Source organism: Dictyobacter alpinus (assembly GCF_003967575.1).
Classification (GTDB): Bacteria; Chloroflexota; Ktedonobacteria; order Ktedonobacterales; family Ktedonobacteraceae; genus Dictyobacter; species Dictyobacter alpinus.
The window spans coordinates 4966004-4984668 of record NZ_BIFT01000001.1; the positions used below are offsets into that span (position 1 = coordinate 4966004).

Genomic DNA, 18665 nt, shown 5'->3' on the forward strand with positions numbered 1-18665 from the left:
TGCGGTTGACAGCACGCTTCCCTATGAGGGTGAGAGCCTGACACATTCTAAAAATAGAGCAGAAACTGACAGAAAAACTCATCCGATCAAAAAATGGGAAGCAAATTGCCGTCAAAAAGGTTATAGATTATATGGAGTAGCCCATCCTCTGGATTTTCCTGCTCCTACTGTGTTCATGGTTGGTATCATTTGCCCTAAAAAAAGAAGTGAGGTTTCGCATGTCTTGTCCATCGTCCTTGCAGTCGTATTCATCCTCAGTAGCAGTTGACGCGCCGCGTACCTCCGCGCGCCCACTGGCCGAGGTTGCACCCTCAATGTTGCTCGCACAGTTACAGGCGGAAGGCTCCATGTTTGAAGAGGAGAGAGCGCCCATCGAACGCGTTACCTTGAATCTTTCTGACGCTGTGAGTGTTGGAATGGTGGGGATGGATGTGCCAATCTTACGTCAGAGTTTATTTTCGGCGCAAGGCTGCATTGAGGTGCTCGCAAGCTCTAGCGGCGAGTTGCTTGAGTTCCGCTATAATCGCCTCTCAGGATCAGGCGAGGAGTACCACACACGCCTTTTCGTCCATGGGGCCACCCTTTAACATAAAAAAAGCAGCGAGGCTCTTGATTTTTTCTAATCAAGAGCCTCGCTGCTTTTTTTGTGCCATTCATTTTTGTGCCAGCGTACCCATGAGTGGGAAATTGGAGGCCCAATGCATTTCACATCAAGGGTGTGCCTGGAACGCAGAGACCGCATCTTGTTGAAGCAACAGAATCATAAGGCGAGGAGACGGCCCACGGCCGCAAGGGGATTGCCCTACAATAGTCATTTTCAGGTCATTTTGCCATACAGGAAGGGAATAAACAGGATGGTATATTTGAGAGAACGGAATAAAAAAAAAGACAAATGTAGGGCAATCCCCTTGCGGCCGTGGGCCGTCTCCTTCCTTCACGTCAAAGTACCTGTTTACGATTATGGTCACCATCTCCTCGCTCTAAGTGAAGGTTTCTGAGCATGTCCATAATGGTCTGCATATCGTTGCAAAAAAATACGTGACTGTTTTTAGCTGGCTTGTGCCCTGGTGACATTTTCAGCGCTCTTTTTCCGCTAAACGAACTTGTCTCCATCTAGCTGCGGTCAAGCGTATTACAAAAATGTAACTGTTTCTACTCATTCTTCGATTGTTTTTCTACTATGAATATATAGTGTTATAGGACTGATGGAGATTGGTATGAAAATTGCTCAGATTGCCCCTCCATGGATTGCGATTCCACCGAAGAATTATGGGGGGACGGAGACCGTTATCCATAATTTAGTTGAAGAGCAGGTGGCTGAGGGCCATGATGTCACGTTATTTGCAACTGGAAACAGCCAGACGACGGCCCATCTGGTGCCGCTGCTTGAGCGTGGTTTGCATGAGGATGGTGTGCCGTGGACGGATTTCCAGCGTGAATGCGATTATTTGCAGCGGGCACTCCAATATGTTCGGGCTGCTGACTTTGATATTGTGCATACCCATCTCTCATCGGGTGGTGATATGTATTTGTTCCCCTTGCTAGCAGCTTTACGGGTGCCGCATCTGACGACCCTGCATAGCAACCTGCCATTTGCGCCTGCTGAAGTTTCGGATGAGATTAAGTGTGGAGACTTTGCTGGCTGGGCTCCCTATGTGCCGCTGGTAGCGATTAGTGAACGTGCTCGCCAGGCCCAACATCTTCCAGTGCACTTTATCGGCGTTGTTCATCATGGTCTGCCCCTGGAACAATTTTGCCGACCGCTGGAGCCTGTGGCTGACTTTTTTCTCTGGCTGGGTCGTTATGCTTCCGCCAAAGGACCTCATTTGGCCATTGAAGCGGCCCGGCAGGCTCGTGTGCAAATAGTACTTGCCGGCACGCTTACCCCGGATCATGATTATTATTACACGCAGATCGAGCCCCAGATTGATAACCACCAGATCCATAATCATGGTCCCGCCACCTATGAACAGAAAAACACCCTGATGAGTCAGGCGCGTGCCTTCCTTAATCCCATTACCTGGGAAGAGCCGTTCGGCATGGTAATGGCTGAAGCCATGGCGCAAGGTTGTCCTGTCATCTCGTTTGCACGTGGAGCCGCGCCCGAGATTATCCGTGATGGTGAGACCGGCTTTCTCGTCAATACCCTCGAAGAAATGGTTCAGGCCATAGACTATCTGGACGAGCTTGACCGCGCAAAAGTGCGTGCGTACGCCCGGCAACATTTCTCCTGCCACACTATGGCACGCAAATATGAACACCTCTACCGGGAAGTGGTCAGGACCATGAGCGCTTTGAGCTAGTGCTACAAAGTGTGCTGTCTCCCGATAAGCAGAAATATATGAGAATTTTCTCATGTATTTCCAATAGTATTCCCATGCCCCGCTGCTAGGCTATGCAATAGAAAGCATCCCACAAGGTAAAGATGCCTTGCTCTCCACTTTCTTGCTCATGCAAGAATACCTATTAATAGCCTTGCGAAGGGACAATTATTACTATGATCGATACAACTTCGAGCGTGCCAGTTGTGCCATCGGAGCCATTGGAACGGCCAGCCAGACGCTGGACCCGCCTCTGGCAGCCTGTGAGCCTGGGTATTATTCTGCTTACCTCCATTTTTATGAACTTCTATCAATTGGGACAGAATGGTTTCGGCAATACCTACTATGCCAGTGCTATTAGAAGTATGCTTGATAGCTGGCACACTTTTTTCTTTGTCTCGCTAGACCCGGTGGGTTTTGTGTCGGTGGATAAACCGCCGCTGGGATTCTGGTTGCAGGCGGCCAGCGCGAAGGTCTTTGGCTTTACGCCGTTTAGTGTCTTTTTTCCGCAGGCGCTCGCAGGTGTGCTTGCGGTCCTGTTGCTCTACCATCTTGTGCGTCGTCATTTCGGGGTCGTGGCTGGTCTGCTGGCCGCGCTGGCCCTGGCGGTCAGTCCGATTAGCGTGGTCACCAATCGCAATAATACCATCGATAGCACGTTGGTCCTGACCATGCTCCTGGGTGCCTGGACCATCATGAAGGCCGCCGAGACAGGCAAGTGGCGCTGGCTACTGCTTACCGCTGTCCTGGTCGGACTTGGGTTCAATATCAAGATGCTTGAGGCCTACCTGGTGGTCCCGGCTTATGCACTCCTTTACCTGCTTGCCGCACCGAGAAGTCTCAAGATGCGTATTGCTCAACTTCTCGTAGCGGCGGCCGTCATGCTGGCGATCTCATTATCCTGGGCGGTCGTCGTCGATCTCACGCCAGCGTCCCAGCGTCCTTATGTGGGTTCCTCACAGGACAATTCAGAGCTCAGTCTGGCCCTTGGCTATAATGGTGTGCAGCGCCTGCTCGGTTCCTTTGGTATTGGTGGGAGCCGCAACGCTGGAACTCAGGCGAGCCCGACAACAGGTAATCCTCCCCAGGGAACCCCGCCACCACAGGGTATAAATGGAGCTCAACCCCCACAGGGAGCGCCAGGAGGAACTGGCGGTATGTTCAATACAGGTACGCCTGGCATCTTACGTCTCTTTAACGAGCCGCTTGGTGGACAGATTGTCTGGCTCTTGCCGCTGGCCCTATTTGGTATAGTGGCGCTGGCATGGCAGGGTCGTCCACGTTTCCGCGCGTCGCCTGAGCAACAATCGCTGATCCTGTGGGGCATCTGGCTCCTGACCATGGGAGCCTTCTTTAGTATCGCCAGCTTTTTCCATCAATACTACCTATCGACGCTCGCGCCCGCCATCTGTGCCCTGTTCGGAATTGGTGTCGTCGTAATGTGGAGAGATTACTGGCATACCAATTGGCGTGGCTGGCTGCTCCCAATCGCGCTGATGTTGACCGCGTTCGAGCAGATCCACATTATCATGAGTAATAGCGCCTGGGGAACCTGGCTGATTCCCGTGATTGCAACGGGCTGTACGCTGGCCTCATTGATCCTGTTTGGCGCCCGCCTCTTTCCTCGCCTCAACCTCAACAAACCCATGCTGGTCTCGGCACTCTGTACTGGCCTGCTCGTCCTGCTCCTCACATCCGCTATCTGGTCGGCCGTGCCCGCCATCCAGAATACTGCAGACAACCTGCCTGTAGCGGGCCCCAGCCAACAAATGGTCCTTGGGAGAGAAAACGTTACCGCCAGACAGAGCGGTGTCGTGCCGCAACGGCCAGCGGCAGGTCCTGGTGGCGGGGGCAATGTCAGTAGTGCCCTCATCAAATACCTGGAAGCCAACCAGGGGAACGCAAAATACCTGGTGGCCGTCCCCAGTTCCAATCAGGCCGACGCCATCATCCTGGCAACCAACAAAGGCGTCATGGCCCTCGGAGGCTTCTCTGGCAGTGATCCCATTTTGACCACCAGCCAGCTCTCCGCGCTCGTCGCCAACGGCACCATCCGCTACTTCCTGCTCAACGACCCCGGCGCCTTCGCAGGCGGCCACCGTGGAGGTCAAAGCACCCTCACAACCTGGGTCACCCAGAACTGTGCCACCGTCAACGCCAGCCAATGGCAAGGTAAAGCCAGCAGCACCACCACCCAACTCTACAACTGTACCCCCACCAAATAAAACCCATATATCGTATCGATAAAAGAAAAAAGAGCAGTAGCGGCAGCCCTGGTGGCTGCGCACGTGAGGGTACGTGCGCAGCCGCCCGCACCACGAGTTCACCTGCCACCACGTCTCGCCCCACGAAAATCTCCGGCCACCTGCCCCTGCGATCATAGCATTGACAAAAGGGGAAAGTGGGCGAACGTTGTCGTCAAGGAAGGCTGGCGGGTACGTGTACTCGAAAGGTTGGTGGTTGCGCACTTGGGGGTACGTGCGCAGCCACCAGGGCTGCCGCTACCGCTTTTTTTCCATCTGGTCAGGGTTGCAGGATGGGAATCTGGGTGATGATGTTGGAGCTAGGGGTTGTCCAGACCAGCGAAAAGTCCTTCAGGCGGCGGGCTTGAAAGGAACTGGTGTTAATGTCCAACATGTATATCAGGTCTTTGTTGAAGCCCAGGATAGTGTTGTTTGTGTTGCTAATGTTCTTCTCCTGAATTTTTTTACCACTTGTGAGATCAATCATGATGGTTTGTGAGCCGTTGGTAGTATACAGGGTGTTGCCATTAATTGTGGCGTAAAAATTGTCGCCTCGTGTGGTGATGGGCAGTTGCCAGACATCTCTGCCGGTCCGTGTGTCGAAGGCGTAGATTGTGTAGGGCGTCGCATCTGGCTTCTGGTTGGGCTTGGGAGCAGGAATATAATAGCCGATCAAGATATGATTGCTCACCGGAGTCGGATACGGTTCAAAGCCTGCGCTATAGGCGTTGATATTACTGGCGTCGTTCATGCGATGGAAGCGTGTAGCGCTCTGCCATAGCCTCTGGCCTGTCCGTGCGTTGAAGGCAAAGATACGGCCAGTATCTTTGCCATTGCACTCAGGTTTGTCTGGCGGACAGCCCATGAGTGTGCTGACGTGGCCTGTACCTGCATAGATGACGCCATCGCTAGCTTGGATGCCGGTAAAGTAATCTCCCGGTATATTTGTTTGTTGCTGCCATATTTTCTTGCCGCTCTGCTCATCCAACACGATGAGATATTGATCGATGGAGACATACGCCCGGCCATTGGAGACATAGGTAGGACCGGGCAGTCCGCTCCCGCCTGGAGTCTTGAACTGCCAGCGTTGATGTCCGGTCTGTGCATCAAATGCGTATAAAATTTCATCTGGCAGGTTGCTCTCAGGATTTCTAACACCGTCTTTGATGTAGAGGTTCTGGTCCGAGACGCTGAAGCTTGAATTATTAAAGCGTTGCGTATTTTGCCATAGCTGATGTCCATCATCAAGGGCATAGGCCGCTAATGTGCCGTCGTTGCGAAAGATATAGAAGGCAGTATGATTAATATCGGTGGTGAAGTTGGTGGCCTGCGGCATTTCAGTATGCCAGCGTTGTTGACCATTGTCGGTCCTGAAGGCGTAGAGGTCATGGTCGAGCATCGCATAGACTGTCTCCTGCCTGACAATAATGTGGATGTTAAACTCCTGTATTCCCAGGCGAGATCTAAGGGGCTGCGACCAGATGACCGCACCAGTCTGCCCATTGAGCTTGCTGAGTGTCTTTTTGACTACTTTGTAGATATTCGCTGGCCCGGATTGGACTGTGGTCGTCTGGCCATCGCTGGTCAGAGCCACAGGACCAGGATGAAAAATGCTGGTTACCACGAACCAGCTGCCGATGATTACCCCGATGGCCAGCATCGCGACCAGGACTTGCCGGATAGAGTTAATGCCTGGCCTATTGACCTTGTTCTGCTTCATGCCGCTGCTCCTTTGTTGTCTGGCGAGACTATCGCTCTGCGCTGAGTCCAATCGCGTATGCAATGGAGGAATGTCTCTGCCTGCTTCTGCTGGCGCTTGCTGGGCATTGATGTTGCGTAAGCGTTGTTTGACACGGGCAATGGCCTCTTGATCTTCACTGGTTACCTCGATGTGGTAGATATGGCCAAGTGTCTCAGCAAGTTCGCTGGCCATGGGATCTTGTTGTGGTGAATGCGCGGTCTGGCTGGTCTGCTCATCAATCTGTTCAGGACGATAGTATTCATCTTGATGAGTCATGATTTATTCCCCCTTTCCGCGTATGTGCTGTGACTGGCGCAAAAAGTTCATGGTACGTGAGAGCATCGCGCGTACCGCTGTCTCGCTTTTGCCGATGATGATGGCGATTTCAGGACTATTGAGTTCATAGCCGAAGCGCAGCCAGAGTACTTCCTGTTGCGCGGGTGATAGATCAGCTAACAGTTGCTTGATTTGCGCTACGTTGTCCAGACGGAGAGCGGCCCCTTCAGGACCGTGTATTTCGTTCATATAGATGGTGTCGGCAACATGCTCCAGTGGGACATTGTTGCGTATACTTCCTTTCCGAAAAGCATCAATGGTTTTATTGCGAGCGACCCGCCATAGCCAGGCCACCTGGGCCTGCTCAGGCAGTGTCGCGAAACGTGTATCTTCCATGGCGGCGGTGAAGATGTCGAGCAAAATATCTTCAGCATCTTCCCGCAAGTGCGTGTGCTGACGCAGGTAGGTGAATATTTTTCCCCCATAGCGTTCAAAAAGCACATCCGTAGATGCACCGGTCGTTTGTGTGTCACGTGGCTGATGCATGCTTTGCGCTATCCCCTCTGCATGTTTGAGATCTCGCTAAACACATCGTTTATGGGCCAAAAAGTGTGACACATGCCACCTCGACATAAACAAAGGGCCATACAACAACGTATGGCCCTTTGTTTATGTCGAGGTGTTTTATGCCGCCCATGGGCGTTGGCGTGCGGGGTTGACTACGGGTGTGCGCTTCTTTTTGAGTGCCCACAGCCGGCGTATGAGCAGGAGCGCTACCAGGATGCTACTGACCGCATAGAGGCCGAGGGCCCAGCGCGTCTGGGTGTCGCTACCGGTGCCGATGCCATGGATGGTTGCCAGCATAAAAATGAGCAGGGTCAATATGTGGAGTTTCCTCCATAGTTTATAGCCAATATATGGTCGTAGTAATGTGCTGATACCGATGGCGATACCAAGGTATACTCCGACGATACCCAGGGCCATCCAGATGGGACGATAGCTGGTGGCGAATGGCATCAGGATGTCGCTCCAACCGAAATGGGTGAATGGATCGATCCATACGGCTGCGATATGGACCACCAGAAAAATGCTGCTGAGTAATGTGAGAAAGTTATGCAGTTCGCTATTGATCAGGCGGGGCCAGCGACCGGGTGATTGCAACTGGGTCGAGAGGGCCAGTCCCATAATCACGGCCAGGGCCAGTAAGACATAGGTTGTGAAGCCGCCGGCACGTGCAATATCCCAGGTGACGTTTTGCCAGATACTATTCATTGTTTTTCTTCTTTCATGAGCATAAACATATATTATTTTTTTAAGTAGTATAAAGACATTTATGTGTGCATTTCAAGCTCAGGCCATGGTGCGACGGTTTCCCAACTGCCGTCTATGTGTATAAACATGCCTGCGATATTTTGTTGGCGTAGAAAGGTTACGCCGTCCTGGGGACCTTGAATAAAGGCGACTTTCGCGGCCACTTCGGCCTGCTCACACCAATCGGTGACCACCGTTACGGACCAGAGATCGTTTAGCGCTGGTAGTCCTGTTTGTGGATCGAGCAGGTGGTGGCGCAACGTTTGTCCCTGCAACCAGTGTCGGCGGGCAATTCCCGATGTGGCCATAGCCCCACGGCCCAGCGGAAGGGTCCAGCTAGCGTTTTGTGCGGGAACCGCAATCGGCCAGTACGCGGCACGCGGCGGGAGATCCAGGACCGCTAGATCTCCGCCCGCATTGACGAGTGCGGGCCTGATGCCATGCTGGCGTAGCCGCTCCACGGCGGCATCCACGGCCATACCCTTGGCGATCCCGCCAAAGTCCAGCTTGCAGCCCATGGGCAGCGTAACACGACGCGAGTGTGGGCTTAACTGAATATGTCGCCATGCGCCTCCCTGGTTGTGTGCCTCTCCGAGGCTGGCTGGTACTGCCTCAAGCTGCTCAAAGCTTCTGTCATAGCCCAGTTGGACCAGTTGATCGTGTAATGTCGGATCATAGACGCCCTCGGTGGTCCGAGCCGCCGCCAATGCGGCCACCAGGACCGTGTAGAGCAGTTCACTTACCATCATGGGCGTGCCAGCCTGTCTGTTCAGGCGCGAAAGTTCGCTCTCCGGCAAGAAACGGCTCAGGGTCTGCTCCCATTCCAGGAAGAGCAGATAGACAAGCTGTATGCCCTTCTCGGCCTGCTTTTCCGGCAGGAGCATAGAAATGGTCGTGCCCATCGCTCGGAACTCCTTGCGGCACATGCCTTCAGGAGTCGTATAATCAGGATGCGCTGGTGCCGCTAACAGGGCCGGCTGGCGCGGGGAAGTTATTGGTTGTACCGCTGTCAACTGGTGTTGGGGTTGGCGTGCTGGTTGCGGTCGCTGTTGGTGTCGCTGTAGTTGTACCAATGTTATTTCCCTCCTGCGGCTGTGAGATACTCTTACTGGTCTGAGAAGATGTAGATGTCGTCGCCTGGGTGCTGGTGGTTGCCGTGCTGGTTGTGCTGCCAACCTGATGGAGCGCGACCAGTCCGCCGAATGCGCCAAAACCCAGGATCGAAGAAACGGCGAACCAGTGTTTCAGCTTGTTTGCCATTTCCAGCGCTTGTGCCTTCGGCATCTTCTGTGGAGGCCGAACTTTTTGTCCTGCGGGCGGTTTTCCAATCCTTGTGGTCTGTCTATCGTAATTGTTTGGATTTATTTCCATTGTTCTAGCTGTCCAATCTTTGGTGTGATTAACTAAATCATGTGCTAAGCATAGAACAGTTGTATGAAAACTTTATGAGAAATTTATGAGAATGTTCTCATTTTGATGCTGCGCTTCGGTTCTGGCTAGATTGGAATATCCTCATTCCTTTCCAATCTCTTTCCAATAAAGTGGTGGTATGCTCATAATGGATCTGGCGTCGTGCGCCTGGGCGCACTCGGGCACTAAAGTGCCCTTACAATGTTTAGTATTTATTTCATTCATTTCAGCAAATAGTGATCTGTGATCACTATTTGCTGAAATGAATGAAATAAATACTAAATCTAGTATGTTTACATGATAAAATTTTGATGAGAAATATCTGGTAGGTGTTAAAAGGGAAGTATATTATGCATGTTCTGGTTGTGGAGGATGAGCAGCGTCTGGCGTATTTGTTGCGTCGTGTGTTGTTGGAGGAGCGACATACGGTTGATCTGGCCTATGATGGTGATAAAGGACTTGATCTGGCTTTGAGTGATACGTATGATGTGGTGGTGCTTGATTTGATGTTGCCGGGTATTGATGGACTTGAGATCTGCCGTCAGCTTCGGGCTGAACGTATTATGACGCCAGTGCTGATGCTGACGGCGCGTGGGGCGGTCGAGGATCGTGTGACCGGGCTGAATGTGGGCGCGGACGATTATCTGACCAAGCCTTTTGCGATGGAGGAATTACTGGCTCGTATCAATGCTTTGCTACGTCGTCGCGATCGGCGTTTTGATGAGGCTTCCCAATTGAGTATAGGCGATCTGACGCTTGATCTGGTGCGCCACGAAGTACGGCGGACCGGACGCATCGTTGATCTTACGGCTAAGGAATTTGCTTTGCTGGAATATCTGCTGCGCCATCCAGGGCAGGCGCTCTCGCGTACACAGATCGTTGATGCTGTCTGGCGCTATGATCTGGAGGGACTCTCGAATGTTGTGGATATCTATATTCACTATTTGCGTGATAAGATCGATCAGGGTTTTGCTTACCCATTAATTAAAACTGTGCGTGGCGTAGGGTATAAGATCGATGCACGCCAATAATAATAGATACAAGTAGAGAGAAGGAGCGCGCAAGATGCATTGGAGATGGTTCGCAGGGTATCGTGGCAGGCAGCGCCGCTCACGAGAGGCTGGAGCTATCCTGTTTCAGGGGCTGCGCATTCGCCTGACGCTCTGGTATTGTGCCGTCATGGGGGGCGCATTGATCCTGTTTGGGATCGCGCTCTATCTGGGTACACAGTATGCTTTGTTCAGCCCGATTGAAACGGATGCCGCCGCGCATGCTCAGGGGCATCGCGCGCAATGGCTCGCTGACTCCCCGCTGCGTGCCTGTCCATTATTGAATGGGCATAATCCAGGGCCGCTCCCGCCTCCTCCAGGACAGGGATTTCAGTTGCCGGAACAGGTGGTGTGTTTTGATCAGTCGGGTTCGTTGCTCTCAGGTGAAAATACTTCGGGCATCGCTCCGGCTTTTCTGGCGAATACGCTGGCCAAAACCGCGCTACAGACGGGTCAGCCGGCCCATGATATCGTGGATGCTGGCGGTTCCGAAGGACAGGTCTATCGCTATGCGCTGGTCGTTCCCGGCTCAAATGGACGAGGCGCTAGCGGCGTAATAGTCATTGGTGAGTCCGTTCGGGCCCAGGCGTCCGCGCTCTCATCTCTGCTGATGCTCCTGCTGGGTATTGGTAGCGTGGCCCTGCTTGGGGCTGGTATTGGTGGCCTGTTTCTCTCGAACCGCGCATTGGCGCCCGCCCGCCTGGCCTGGACGAATCAGCAGCGCTTTATCGCGGACGCTTCGCATGAATTGCGCACGCCTTTGACGCTCATGCATGCCGATGCCGATGTGCTCCTGCGTGGGCGCAAGCACTTTGATGCCGATGATGTGGAGCTTTTGCAGGATATTGTCTCTGAAGTCAATCACATGGCCCGTATCTCAGACAACCTCTTGACCCTCGCACGGTTGGATACCAATGCGACCCATCGTGAACATGAAGTCATTGACCTGCCCCAACTGGCTCAGGCGGGGGCGCGCCGTGTGCAGACCCTGGCCGAGCAGCGCGAGATCAGCGTTAAAGTAGAGGCTACTGGCGATCCCCATATTATTGGAGATCCCATGCTCTTAGAGCAGGCTGTCCTGATCTTGCTGGACAACGCCATCAAATACAACCGTTCTGGCGGGCAGGTCATCCTCAGTGTCAGTGAGCAAGGGAAGCGGGCCATCCTGCAAATACGCGACACCGGCATTGGCATCGCCGCCGAACATCTGCCACACCTCGGTGAACGTTTCTACCGTGTAGACAAAGCCCGCTCACGCCAGATCGGCGGAACGGGCCTTGGACTCTCGATTGCTCGTCGTATCATACTGGACCACAATGGCGAGTTTACCCTCACCAGCGTACCCCAGCAAAGCACGACCGTCACCCTGACCTTCCCAATGTAGCAAGTACTAGCGCTTCAATGTCATCAGCAAACGTTGTGCCAGAGGGGTGCGGCAAGGTGGAAGGAAGGCCGGTCGTGTGCCTGCGCGTGTCTCATTCAGCACAGTAATTAATTGCTCGATTTCTCTATACGTCATCTGCAGAGAGCGATAGTCCTGTGCTTGCTGCTGAATGCGCATTAGCATGAGATTGAGGGCCTGTCCAATTTGCCAGAGTTCCTGATCCTCGTGGACAGGTGCTCGTGCGGCCAGATTACCCGTCGCGACCTGGCGGTGGGTCTCCAGGATTGACGAAATACCTTCCTCAAGGCGTTTTTTCTGCTTGGCGATGATCAGGGACTGATGATTGACCTCGGCCCGCGCCTGTGCTAGCTCTTCGGCCTGACTGGCACGAATGAGCGCACGCTCAACACTCCAGGCATGTAACCAGGCAAGTGTGGTTCCTACCACATGCAGTAAAAACGTCGGCACCAGTACCACATAGGTGCTTCCCGACCGCTGCACTAATTCATCCAGGCTAATATTATGTGGACGTAGGAAAAAGATCGCGCAGATCAGCACTATCTGCAGGACACCGGACCATGGAATCAGTTTTTTGGGCAAGATGAGGCCACCGACCAGGACCGCCAGCACGAAGAGGTCAAGACTCGTCATGTTTTCGCTGTACAACTCCTGTGCCGGCTTAAAGCAGAAGAAGCACACCAGGGCGACGTCTATCTGCAGTACATAAATAACCGAGCTCAGGGTTATATTGCCAAATCGATTGCTGATCGCGACAATAATCCCACCAACAAATAAAATGGCCGTAGGTATCCAGATAGAGGGCGAGGACGGAAATATACTGGGAACGAGTAACATCAATACGACAACATTGATAATCAGCAAAGCGCTCACCAGGTGGGCACGGCGTAAGCGCTCCTGCGCAAAAAGGTCAGTTTCAAGTGTATCCTTACCAGGATTAGGACCCGTCAATGCGGACCATCCATCCCATAGCTTCTGAAAAAAATTCCTTCTGACCGGAGGCGGTGAAGGGTTTGATGACGGATACATATTCCCAGGCTTGCTTGCTCGTTGCCCGGAATGAGAGGGCGGAATGGCGTCCATGCGTTTGATACTCCTTGAAATTTCTACAGGTCACAGAAAAGCAGTTACAATACATAAACTCAACAGATACAGAGCATAGCTTCTCATCATGAGTTTAAGCGAAAAAAAATCCTTATTTTTCCTTCAGTGCAATAATGTATGGCTGTATTTGAGTATAGCATATCGATAAATGACAAGAACATATATACAAGAATAAATCAGGAAAAATGGCTATGACCTCTCATCTTTTCGTTGTCAAGGTGCATCAAAACTCCTCTAGTTTGTTGGTTCGCCCGCAGTGCTAACAGAAGCATGGCAAGGACAATAGGATTTATCGGCGTATGCTTGACTTTATCGCTCTGATTTGTCTATAGTAGATGATGGCAGGACTATTTTTCTACTCTATCTAGAGGAATAGCGCCACTAACATATCTTCCCGCTGGAAGCATATGCGACCATCCCAAAGCCTTGCGTGTGCGCTGGAAAGCCTTAAGAGGGATAGCCAGTGCCAGGATGGATTTTGCGGTCCATTGAGCATATATAGTCCGAATGGACGACAAATGTTGAGCCGCATGTAGATAAGTATAAAGAGAGAGCTTCTAAAAATGCTTCAGGATGGTTCGTTTGATTTGACTGAAAGGGAGCGCTGGGAAGAAGAGCGCAAAGCTCTTGTGCAGGAACTAGAGGCTGAAAAGCGTAAGCTGGCTGATGTGTTTGAGCGCGCACCTGCCTTTATGGCTATATTGCGTGGAAAAAATCATGTGTTTGAGATGGCCAATACGAGCTATTATCAGCTCGTTGGGCATCGCGACATTCTTGGTAAATCCGTTCTTGATGCCTTGCCAGAGGTAGAAGGCCAGGGCTATATTGAGCTACTAGATGCGGTCCTGGCGACGGGCAAGCCCTTTATTGGCAATGAAATGAAGATTGGTTTGCAGAAAGTTCCTGATGGTGAGATTGAAGAGCGCTATCTGAACTTTGTGTATGAACCACTGCGCAGTTCAAATAACGCTTTTGTTGGGATCGCTGCCCATGGTTACGATGTCACTGATCAGGTGGTGGCCAGACAAAAAGTTGAACAAATGGCTTTACAGATTGAGCAACAGGCACAAACATTTGATGTTACCCTTGCAGCCCTGAAAGATTTTGTCTATACCTTCGACACATCGGGTAGATTCACTTACGCTAATAATTCTTTGCTGGAGTTATTAGGTTTTACACTGGCTGAAATTATTGGTAAAAATTTCCACGAATTACCCTATCCTGAAGAACTTGCGACCCTATTACAAGATCAGATTGAGCAGGTTGTGCTGACAGGTAAGCCTGTGAAAGATGAGGCCTCTTTTACCAGCCCGGCTGGTATTGAGGGCTATTATGAGTATATTTTTGTGCCGGTCTTTGACAACGACAAAAACGTCATCCTGGTCGCTGGCTCAACCCGTGATACGACCAGTCGTAAGCAACTGGAGAGCCAGAAGGAAGACTTTATGGGTATTGTCAGCCACGAATTAAAGACGCCCGTTACTAGTATTAAAGCCTTCGCTCAGGTCCTGCAAAAGCGTTTCGCCAAAGCTGGCGATGAGAGTTCGGCCGCGCTCCTCGGGAAGATGGATACCCAGATCAATAAATTGACCGCATTGATTGGTGATCTATTGGATGTTACCAAGATCGAGGGTGGAAAACTCCAGTTCAACGAAGATTATTTTGCCTTTGATGAATTAGTTGATAACGTCGTTGAAGCAATGCAACGTACCACCAATAAACATATACTAGAAAAGCAGGGCACAACCCAAAAAATAATCTATGGGGATAAAGATCGTATAGAGCAAGTGATGATTAATTTTCTGACGAATGCCATCAAATATTCTCCGCGTGCCGATAAAGTTATCGTGAAAAGTAGCTTCGAGTTAGACCATGTTGTGTTTAGCGTACAGGACTTTGGTGTCGGCATTCCTAAAGAGCGGCAGCAGCAGATTTTTGAGCGTTTTTACCGTGTCAGTGGCAATGAAACTATCCCAGGTATTGGCCTTGGTCTCTATATTTCCGCCGAAATCATGAAACGCCAGCGCGGAACCATCGGTGTCACCAGCGCAGAAGGCCAGGGCTCAACCTTCTGCTTCAGCTTACCCGCATAGCGGCAAGGCTTGCCCCTGCTACCGTTCCACGTATGATATGCCGTTATGTAAAGAGCCCGCTCTTTTTGTGTAATACCAGCAGGAACGCTTCAACTACACATGGATCATAAGCGCTACCGGCGCAGCGCCGTATCTCTGTCGCGGCTTCTTCTGGTGTATAGGGACAGCGATAGGGCCTGGACTCCGTCATGGCGGCATAGCTATCCACGATCGACAGGATTCGTGCTTGTGGCTTTTTTTTATGCAGGGAGTTGTGCGCGAATGTGTCGCGCCTGATGATCGAGGGGATCAGCGATAGTCGATAGAGATTGTGTATGCAAATACTCTGCTATGCGTTCAAGCAACTCGGCGGCTTCGGGCCGAATTATTTGATGGTGTTGAAGCAAGTCACTACATGCTTGCGCCTGTTTCAAGTAGTGCTGGCATACCGGCCAGGAGTCCCGGTTCTGGGCTGGCGTAGCCGGAAAGACGGCGTGGACCGCGCGTATCACACGCTCGGCCCATTGGTATTGCTCTGGAGGCGAGATCAATTCTCTTTTGACAACCTGTAACAGGGGATTGATACTGAGCAGGCGCTCTTCAGGCAGGTGTTTCACCAGGGAAAATGTAAGTAGTGTTTCCAGCGTTGGATCGTGATGGTGGTTGTTCCTATATGATTGGCCACATCTTGTTGGCGCCAATTGCGTTGAATACGCTGTTGTCTTAAGCGCTCATTTCTGACCATGCGCGCGCTTTCCCCTTACAAACAAACCAGCACACTTAGTCCCATCGAGTTCGCTGGCCTGGATACGTTGCTCTGTTACCATCATACCCAACGCTGGCATGATAAGCAAGTACTTGCATGCATGCGAAGGGCGCTCAGCCCTCCTCACCTTCCTGGAAACGCATGGAAACATTTGTTTGCAATATTTTCTACAATGTGACAATTTTTACAACTGTATGTTTTGTAAAACATGCATTAAGATTATATATATATTCATCAGGCAAGTTGTTGTGTCGCTTAAACAAAACGATGGTTAGACGATCGTTAACGATCGTTGCAAAGGCATCGCTGTACGAGTATTATTTTCATAGCAAAGGAAACAGTGATGGGTAGTCATCAAGGCATCGCTGTTTTGATCCATGTATGTTGTGTAATCAGGCACTCAAGGAAAAAGTGACATGGATAGTTGGCATCCGTGTACTTTTGTCCTGCAATTGCTTGCTCGCTGGGTGGGCAATTGATCAAAAGGGAAGCTTTATGCGGCATAAAAATCACTATAGTCACATGTAGGAAGATACACCAGGCAAGGAAGCTGTACTGTATAACCACCGTACCGCTTTCTTGCCCGATAAGTAGTCATAGAGTAGAGCGTGAATTTCATATAGCTGCGATTTTGAGTTCATTGGCTATGCGCTTCCGTCGTAGCTAGCGAAAATTCTAGTAGTTTGACCAGAACTATAGCGTAAGAAAGTGATAAACACTATGCAACAACTTGAACATCCTCAAAAGCAAAATTGTACCGATCATATGTTGATCCAGCAAGCATATAATGGAGAGATGTCCGCCTTTGGCTTGCTGGTTGATCGTTATCGTGATTTACTGCATGCGTATGTGTGCAAGCATCTGGGCCGAGATGACGCCGAGGATGTGCTCCAGTTTGTCTGGCTCCAGTGTTTCCGCAGTCTGCCTAAACTCGCGAGTAGTCCATCGGTAGGCTGGAATGGGGCCGATATATCTTTAAAATCCTGGCTGTTCCGTGTGGCCGCGAATCGCTGTGTCGATGAGATTCGACGTAAAAAACGCCAGCCTGCGCACCTCTTCTCTGAATTAGAATGCTTTATAGATGATGAGGAGCCCTTTACCTTTACGCCGCTGCACGATTACGCAACGCTGCTTCCAGAAGAGTGGGTTGAACGTCATGATGTACAGCAAAGCATACATGATGCCCTGCAAGAACTTCCGGTGAAGTATCGTGCCATTATCTGGTTGCGTTATTCACAGGATCTTAAATTCCCTGAGATTGGGCGCCGCCTGCAAATTCCGACCAGTACGGCTAAGACCTATCACTACCGCGCCTGTGCCAAACTGCGTTCACTTCTTTCCGCCAAATCACATGGCAAAAGCTATGCCGTTGCCTTGTGATCAGAGTATTCTATAGCATCTATGCGTGTGTGGTGGAAAATGATGACTGATGAGCACACTATTTTCTACGACACACGCATAGAGATATAGACCACCCATTCGTGTCCAATTGTGAATAAGCTCACACTGTGAATAAGCTCACACTGCGTGTAGCAACGATCATTATAGCATTATCATTTTTCTATGCAGAGGGTTTATGAAAAACTCTTTGGATGTTATAGATAACCTTGAAAGAAGAAGATATGAAGACTTATCAAACGCCAGTGCGTGTGGCATGGCTGCCCTTCTGCCTGCTAACGCTGGTGCTGGCCCTTCTGCTGGCGGCCTGTGGCAATGCGAGTACGGACACGGGTACGGCCCCATCTGTCCCATCTGCGGACGCATCCAGCACGGCAACACCGGGATCTACCCCTGTAGCGCAGAACACCCCAACGGCAACGTCGGTTGCAAATACAGGAACATCCAAACCGACGTTGCCGCTGACGGCTATTCGTATGGTGGATAAGAACAATGGTTGGGCCCTGACCGCCAGCTCTATTCTGAAGACGGTAGATGCTGGCGCGCACTGGAAAGATGTGACGCCCGCGAATGCTGGACTCAATCAGTCGGCTAAGGGTGATTTCCTGAGTGGACAATATGCCTGGATCGCGGTGCCGCCTGCCAATCAGCAGGGAGGGGCGGGCATTGCTATCCTGCGCACAAGCGATGGCGGCAGTAACTGGCAGAGCTCGAAAATCAATGATCCGCTGGTGAGCATCCCTGATGTTCCGCACTTCCTGAACGGACAGGAGGGCTGGCTTGAAGCTTCCAGCACGCCTGGCGCCGGTCACGCTGGTTCAGATATCTGGCATTCAAGCGATGGCGGCCAGAGCTGGAGCAAGATCGCGAGTAACGCTCAAAATAATGGCCTGAGATTGGGACATGTGACAGGAATCTCTTTTAAGGATGCGCTGACCGGCATTGCTACCGGTGATCTTGGCGCAGGGGCCGACAATAGCTTTCCCTCGATCGCCCTCACCCATGACGGTGGCCATAACTGGAAGATCATCTCTCTGCCCCATGTCCTGGGTGGCTTTGAGGTAAGCACCAGCGCAACCCTACCACCAGTCTTCATCGGCAACGTGGTTCTGCTACCAGTTCGTTTTACGACCCGAGATAATCGTGACTTCGGCATGCTGTACCGCTCAACTAATGGTGGTAACAACTGGTTCCCGACCAATGCCGTGGAGAATCTCCTGGCTACTACTATGTATGTGCAGGATGCGAATCATATCTGGGCTACCAATAGCCAGAATGGAAAAGTCTACCGTAGCGTTGACGGCGGCAACAACTGGTCCGCGACATCCAATAGCGCATACTCTATGGCTGCATTTAGTTTTATCGATGCCAGCAACGGCTGGGGCATCTCCAGCAAACAATTGCTGCAACCTGCGGCCCCTGGCACGGTCGCAACCGACCAGAAGCTGATGCGTACCACCGATGGCGGCGCCACCTGGCAGCAGATCAACTACACCATCTCATCGTAGCGGTAGGTCTTGCACCTGAGACCTGTTCACGTACGTAATGTCTAAAAAACGCAATTGTGTAATG

General features: G+C 51.4%; 17 protein-coding genes. 8 read left to right on the forward strand and 9 right to left on the reverse strand.

Going from position 1 to position 18665, the window contains the following annotated elements:
- The first annotated feature begins 218 nt into the window (after positions 1–218).
- The 3 genes from EL633_RS19450 to EL633_RS19460 all read left to right on the forward strand — a co-directional run bounded on the left by EL633_RS19450 (position 219) and on the right by EL633_RS19460 (position 4546).
- Positions 219–587 carry a hypothetical protein gene (locus EL633_RS19450; RefSeq protein WP_126628780.1) on the forward strand — a complete coding sequence of 123 codons (369 nt, stop codon included), beginning with the start codon at positions 219–221 and terminating at the stop codon, positions 585–587.
- A 630-nt stretch (positions 588–1217) separates the two neighbouring features.
- On the forward strand, positions 1218–2303 hold the full coding sequence (locus EL633_RS19455) for a glycosyltransferase family 4 protein (protein WP_246039174.1): 1086 nt from the start codon (positions 1218–1220) through the stop codon (positions 2301–2303).
- 194 nt (positions 2304–2497) lie between these two features.
- Entirely contained in the window at positions 2498–4546 is a 2049-nt protein-coding gene (locus tag EL633_RS19460) for a glycosyltransferase family 39 protein (RefSeq protein WP_126628782.1), read from the forward strand.
- Positions 4547–4844: 298 nt separating this feature from the next.
- Here EL633_RS19460 and EL633_RS19465 read toward each other — a convergent pair whose 3' ends face one another.
- From EL633_RS19465 to EL633_RS37550, 5 genes are all read right to left on the reverse strand, one after another.
- Entirely contained in the window at positions 4845–6581 is a 1737-nt protein-coding gene (locus EL633_RS19465) for a PQQ-binding-like beta-propeller repeat protein (protein WP_126628783.1), read from the reverse strand.
- A 3-nt stretch (positions 6582–6584) separates the two neighbouring features.
- Positions 6585–7127 carry an RNA polymerase sigma factor gene (locus tag EL633_RS19470; protein WP_126628784.1) on the reverse strand — a complete coding sequence of 181 codons (543 nt, stop codon included), beginning with the start codon at positions 7125–7127 and terminating at the stop codon, positions 6585–6587.
- A gap of 138 nt (positions 7128–7265) precedes the next feature.
- Positions 7266–7853: a ferric reductase-like transmembrane domain-containing protein gene (locus EL633_RS19475; protein WP_126628785.1), complete on the reverse strand. Its 588-nt coding sequence runs from the start codon at positions 7851–7853 to the stop codon at positions 7266–7268.
- A gap of 59 nt (positions 7854–7912) precedes the next feature.
- Entirely contained in the window at positions 7913–8818 is a 906-nt protein-coding gene (locus EL633_RS19480; RefSeq protein ID WP_126628786.1) for an FAD:protein FMN transferase, read from the reverse strand.
- 19 nt (positions 8819–8837) lie between these two features.
- Entirely contained in the window at positions 8838–9263 is a 426-nt protein-coding gene (locus EL633_RS37550) for a hypothetical protein (RefSeq protein WP_307720619.1), read from the reverse strand.
- Between the two features lie 389 nt (positions 9264–9652).
- On the opposite strand from EL633_RS37550, the gene EL633_RS19490 reads away from it, so the two are divergent.
- On the forward strand, positions 9653–10333 hold the full coding sequence (locus EL633_RS19490; protein WP_126628788.1) for a response regulator transcription factor: 681 nt from the start codon (positions 9653–9655) through the stop codon (positions 10331–10333).
- Between the two features lie 34 nt (positions 10334–10367).
- The gene (locus EL633_RS19495; RefSeq protein ID WP_126628789.1) at positions 10368–11735 is read left to right on the forward strand and encodes a sensor histidine kinase; all 1368 of its coding nucleotides are present in this window, start codon (positions 10368–10370) and stop codon (positions 11733–11735) included.
- A gap of 6 nt (positions 11736–11741) precedes the next feature.
- Here the strand turns inward: EL633_RS19495 and EL633_RS19500 are convergent, their stop codons facing one another.
- A complete protein-coding gene (locus EL633_RS19500; RefSeq protein ID WP_126628790.1) occupies positions 11742–12836 on the reverse strand; it encodes a HAMP domain-containing protein in 1095 nt (364 codons plus the stop codon).
- A 584-nt stretch (positions 12837–13420) separates the two neighbouring features.
- Here EL633_RS19500 and EL633_RS19505 point away from each other — a divergent pair.
- The gene (locus tag EL633_RS19505) at positions 13421–14950 is read left to right on the forward strand and encodes a PAS domain-containing sensor histidine kinase (RefSeq protein WP_126628791.1); all 1530 of its coding nucleotides are present in this window, start codon (positions 13421–13423) and stop codon (positions 14948–14950) included.
- A gap of 43 nt (positions 14951–14993) precedes the next feature.
- Here the strand turns inward: EL633_RS19505 and EL633_RS38190 are convergent, their stop codons facing one another.
- The 3 genes from EL633_RS38190 to EL633_RS19515 are packed head-to-tail and all read right to left on the reverse strand — an operon-like array spanning position 14994 to position 15674.
- The gene (locus tag EL633_RS38190; protein WP_371865565.1) at positions 14994–15272 is read right to left on the reverse strand and encodes an HD-GYP domain-containing protein; all 279 of its coding nucleotides are present in this window, start codon (positions 15270–15272) and stop codon (positions 14994–14996) included.
- The gene (locus EL633_RS19510) at positions 15190–15546 is read right to left on the reverse strand and encodes a hypothetical protein (RefSeq protein ID WP_126628792.1); all 357 of its coding nucleotides are present in this window, start codon (positions 15544–15546) and stop codon (positions 15190–15192) included. Before EL633_RS19510 ends, EL633_RS38190 begins: the two co-directional genes overlap by 83 nt.
- Entirely contained in the window at positions 15543–15674 is a 132-nt protein-coding gene (locus EL633_RS19515) for a helix-turn-helix domain-containing protein (RefSeq protein WP_126628793.1), read from the reverse strand. Before EL633_RS19515 ends, EL633_RS19510 begins: the two co-directional genes overlap by 4 nt.
- Before the next feature lie 741 nt (positions 15675–16415).
- On the opposite strand from EL633_RS19515, the gene EL633_RS19520 reads away from it, so the two are divergent.
- Both EL633_RS19520 and EL633_RS19525 read left to right on the forward strand, forming a co-directional pair.
- A complete protein-coding gene (locus tag EL633_RS19520) occupies positions 16416–17075 on the forward strand; it encodes an RNA polymerase sigma factor (RefSeq protein ID WP_126628794.1) in 660 nt (219 codons plus the stop codon).
- A 242-nt stretch (positions 17076–17317) separates the two neighbouring features.
- Positions 17318–18601, forward strand: a complete 1284-nt coding sequence (locus EL633_RS19525; protein WP_126628795.1) for a WD40/YVTN/BNR-like repeat-containing protein — start codon at positions 17318–17320, stop codon at positions 18599–18601.
- Positions 18602–18665 lie beyond the last annotated feature (64 nt).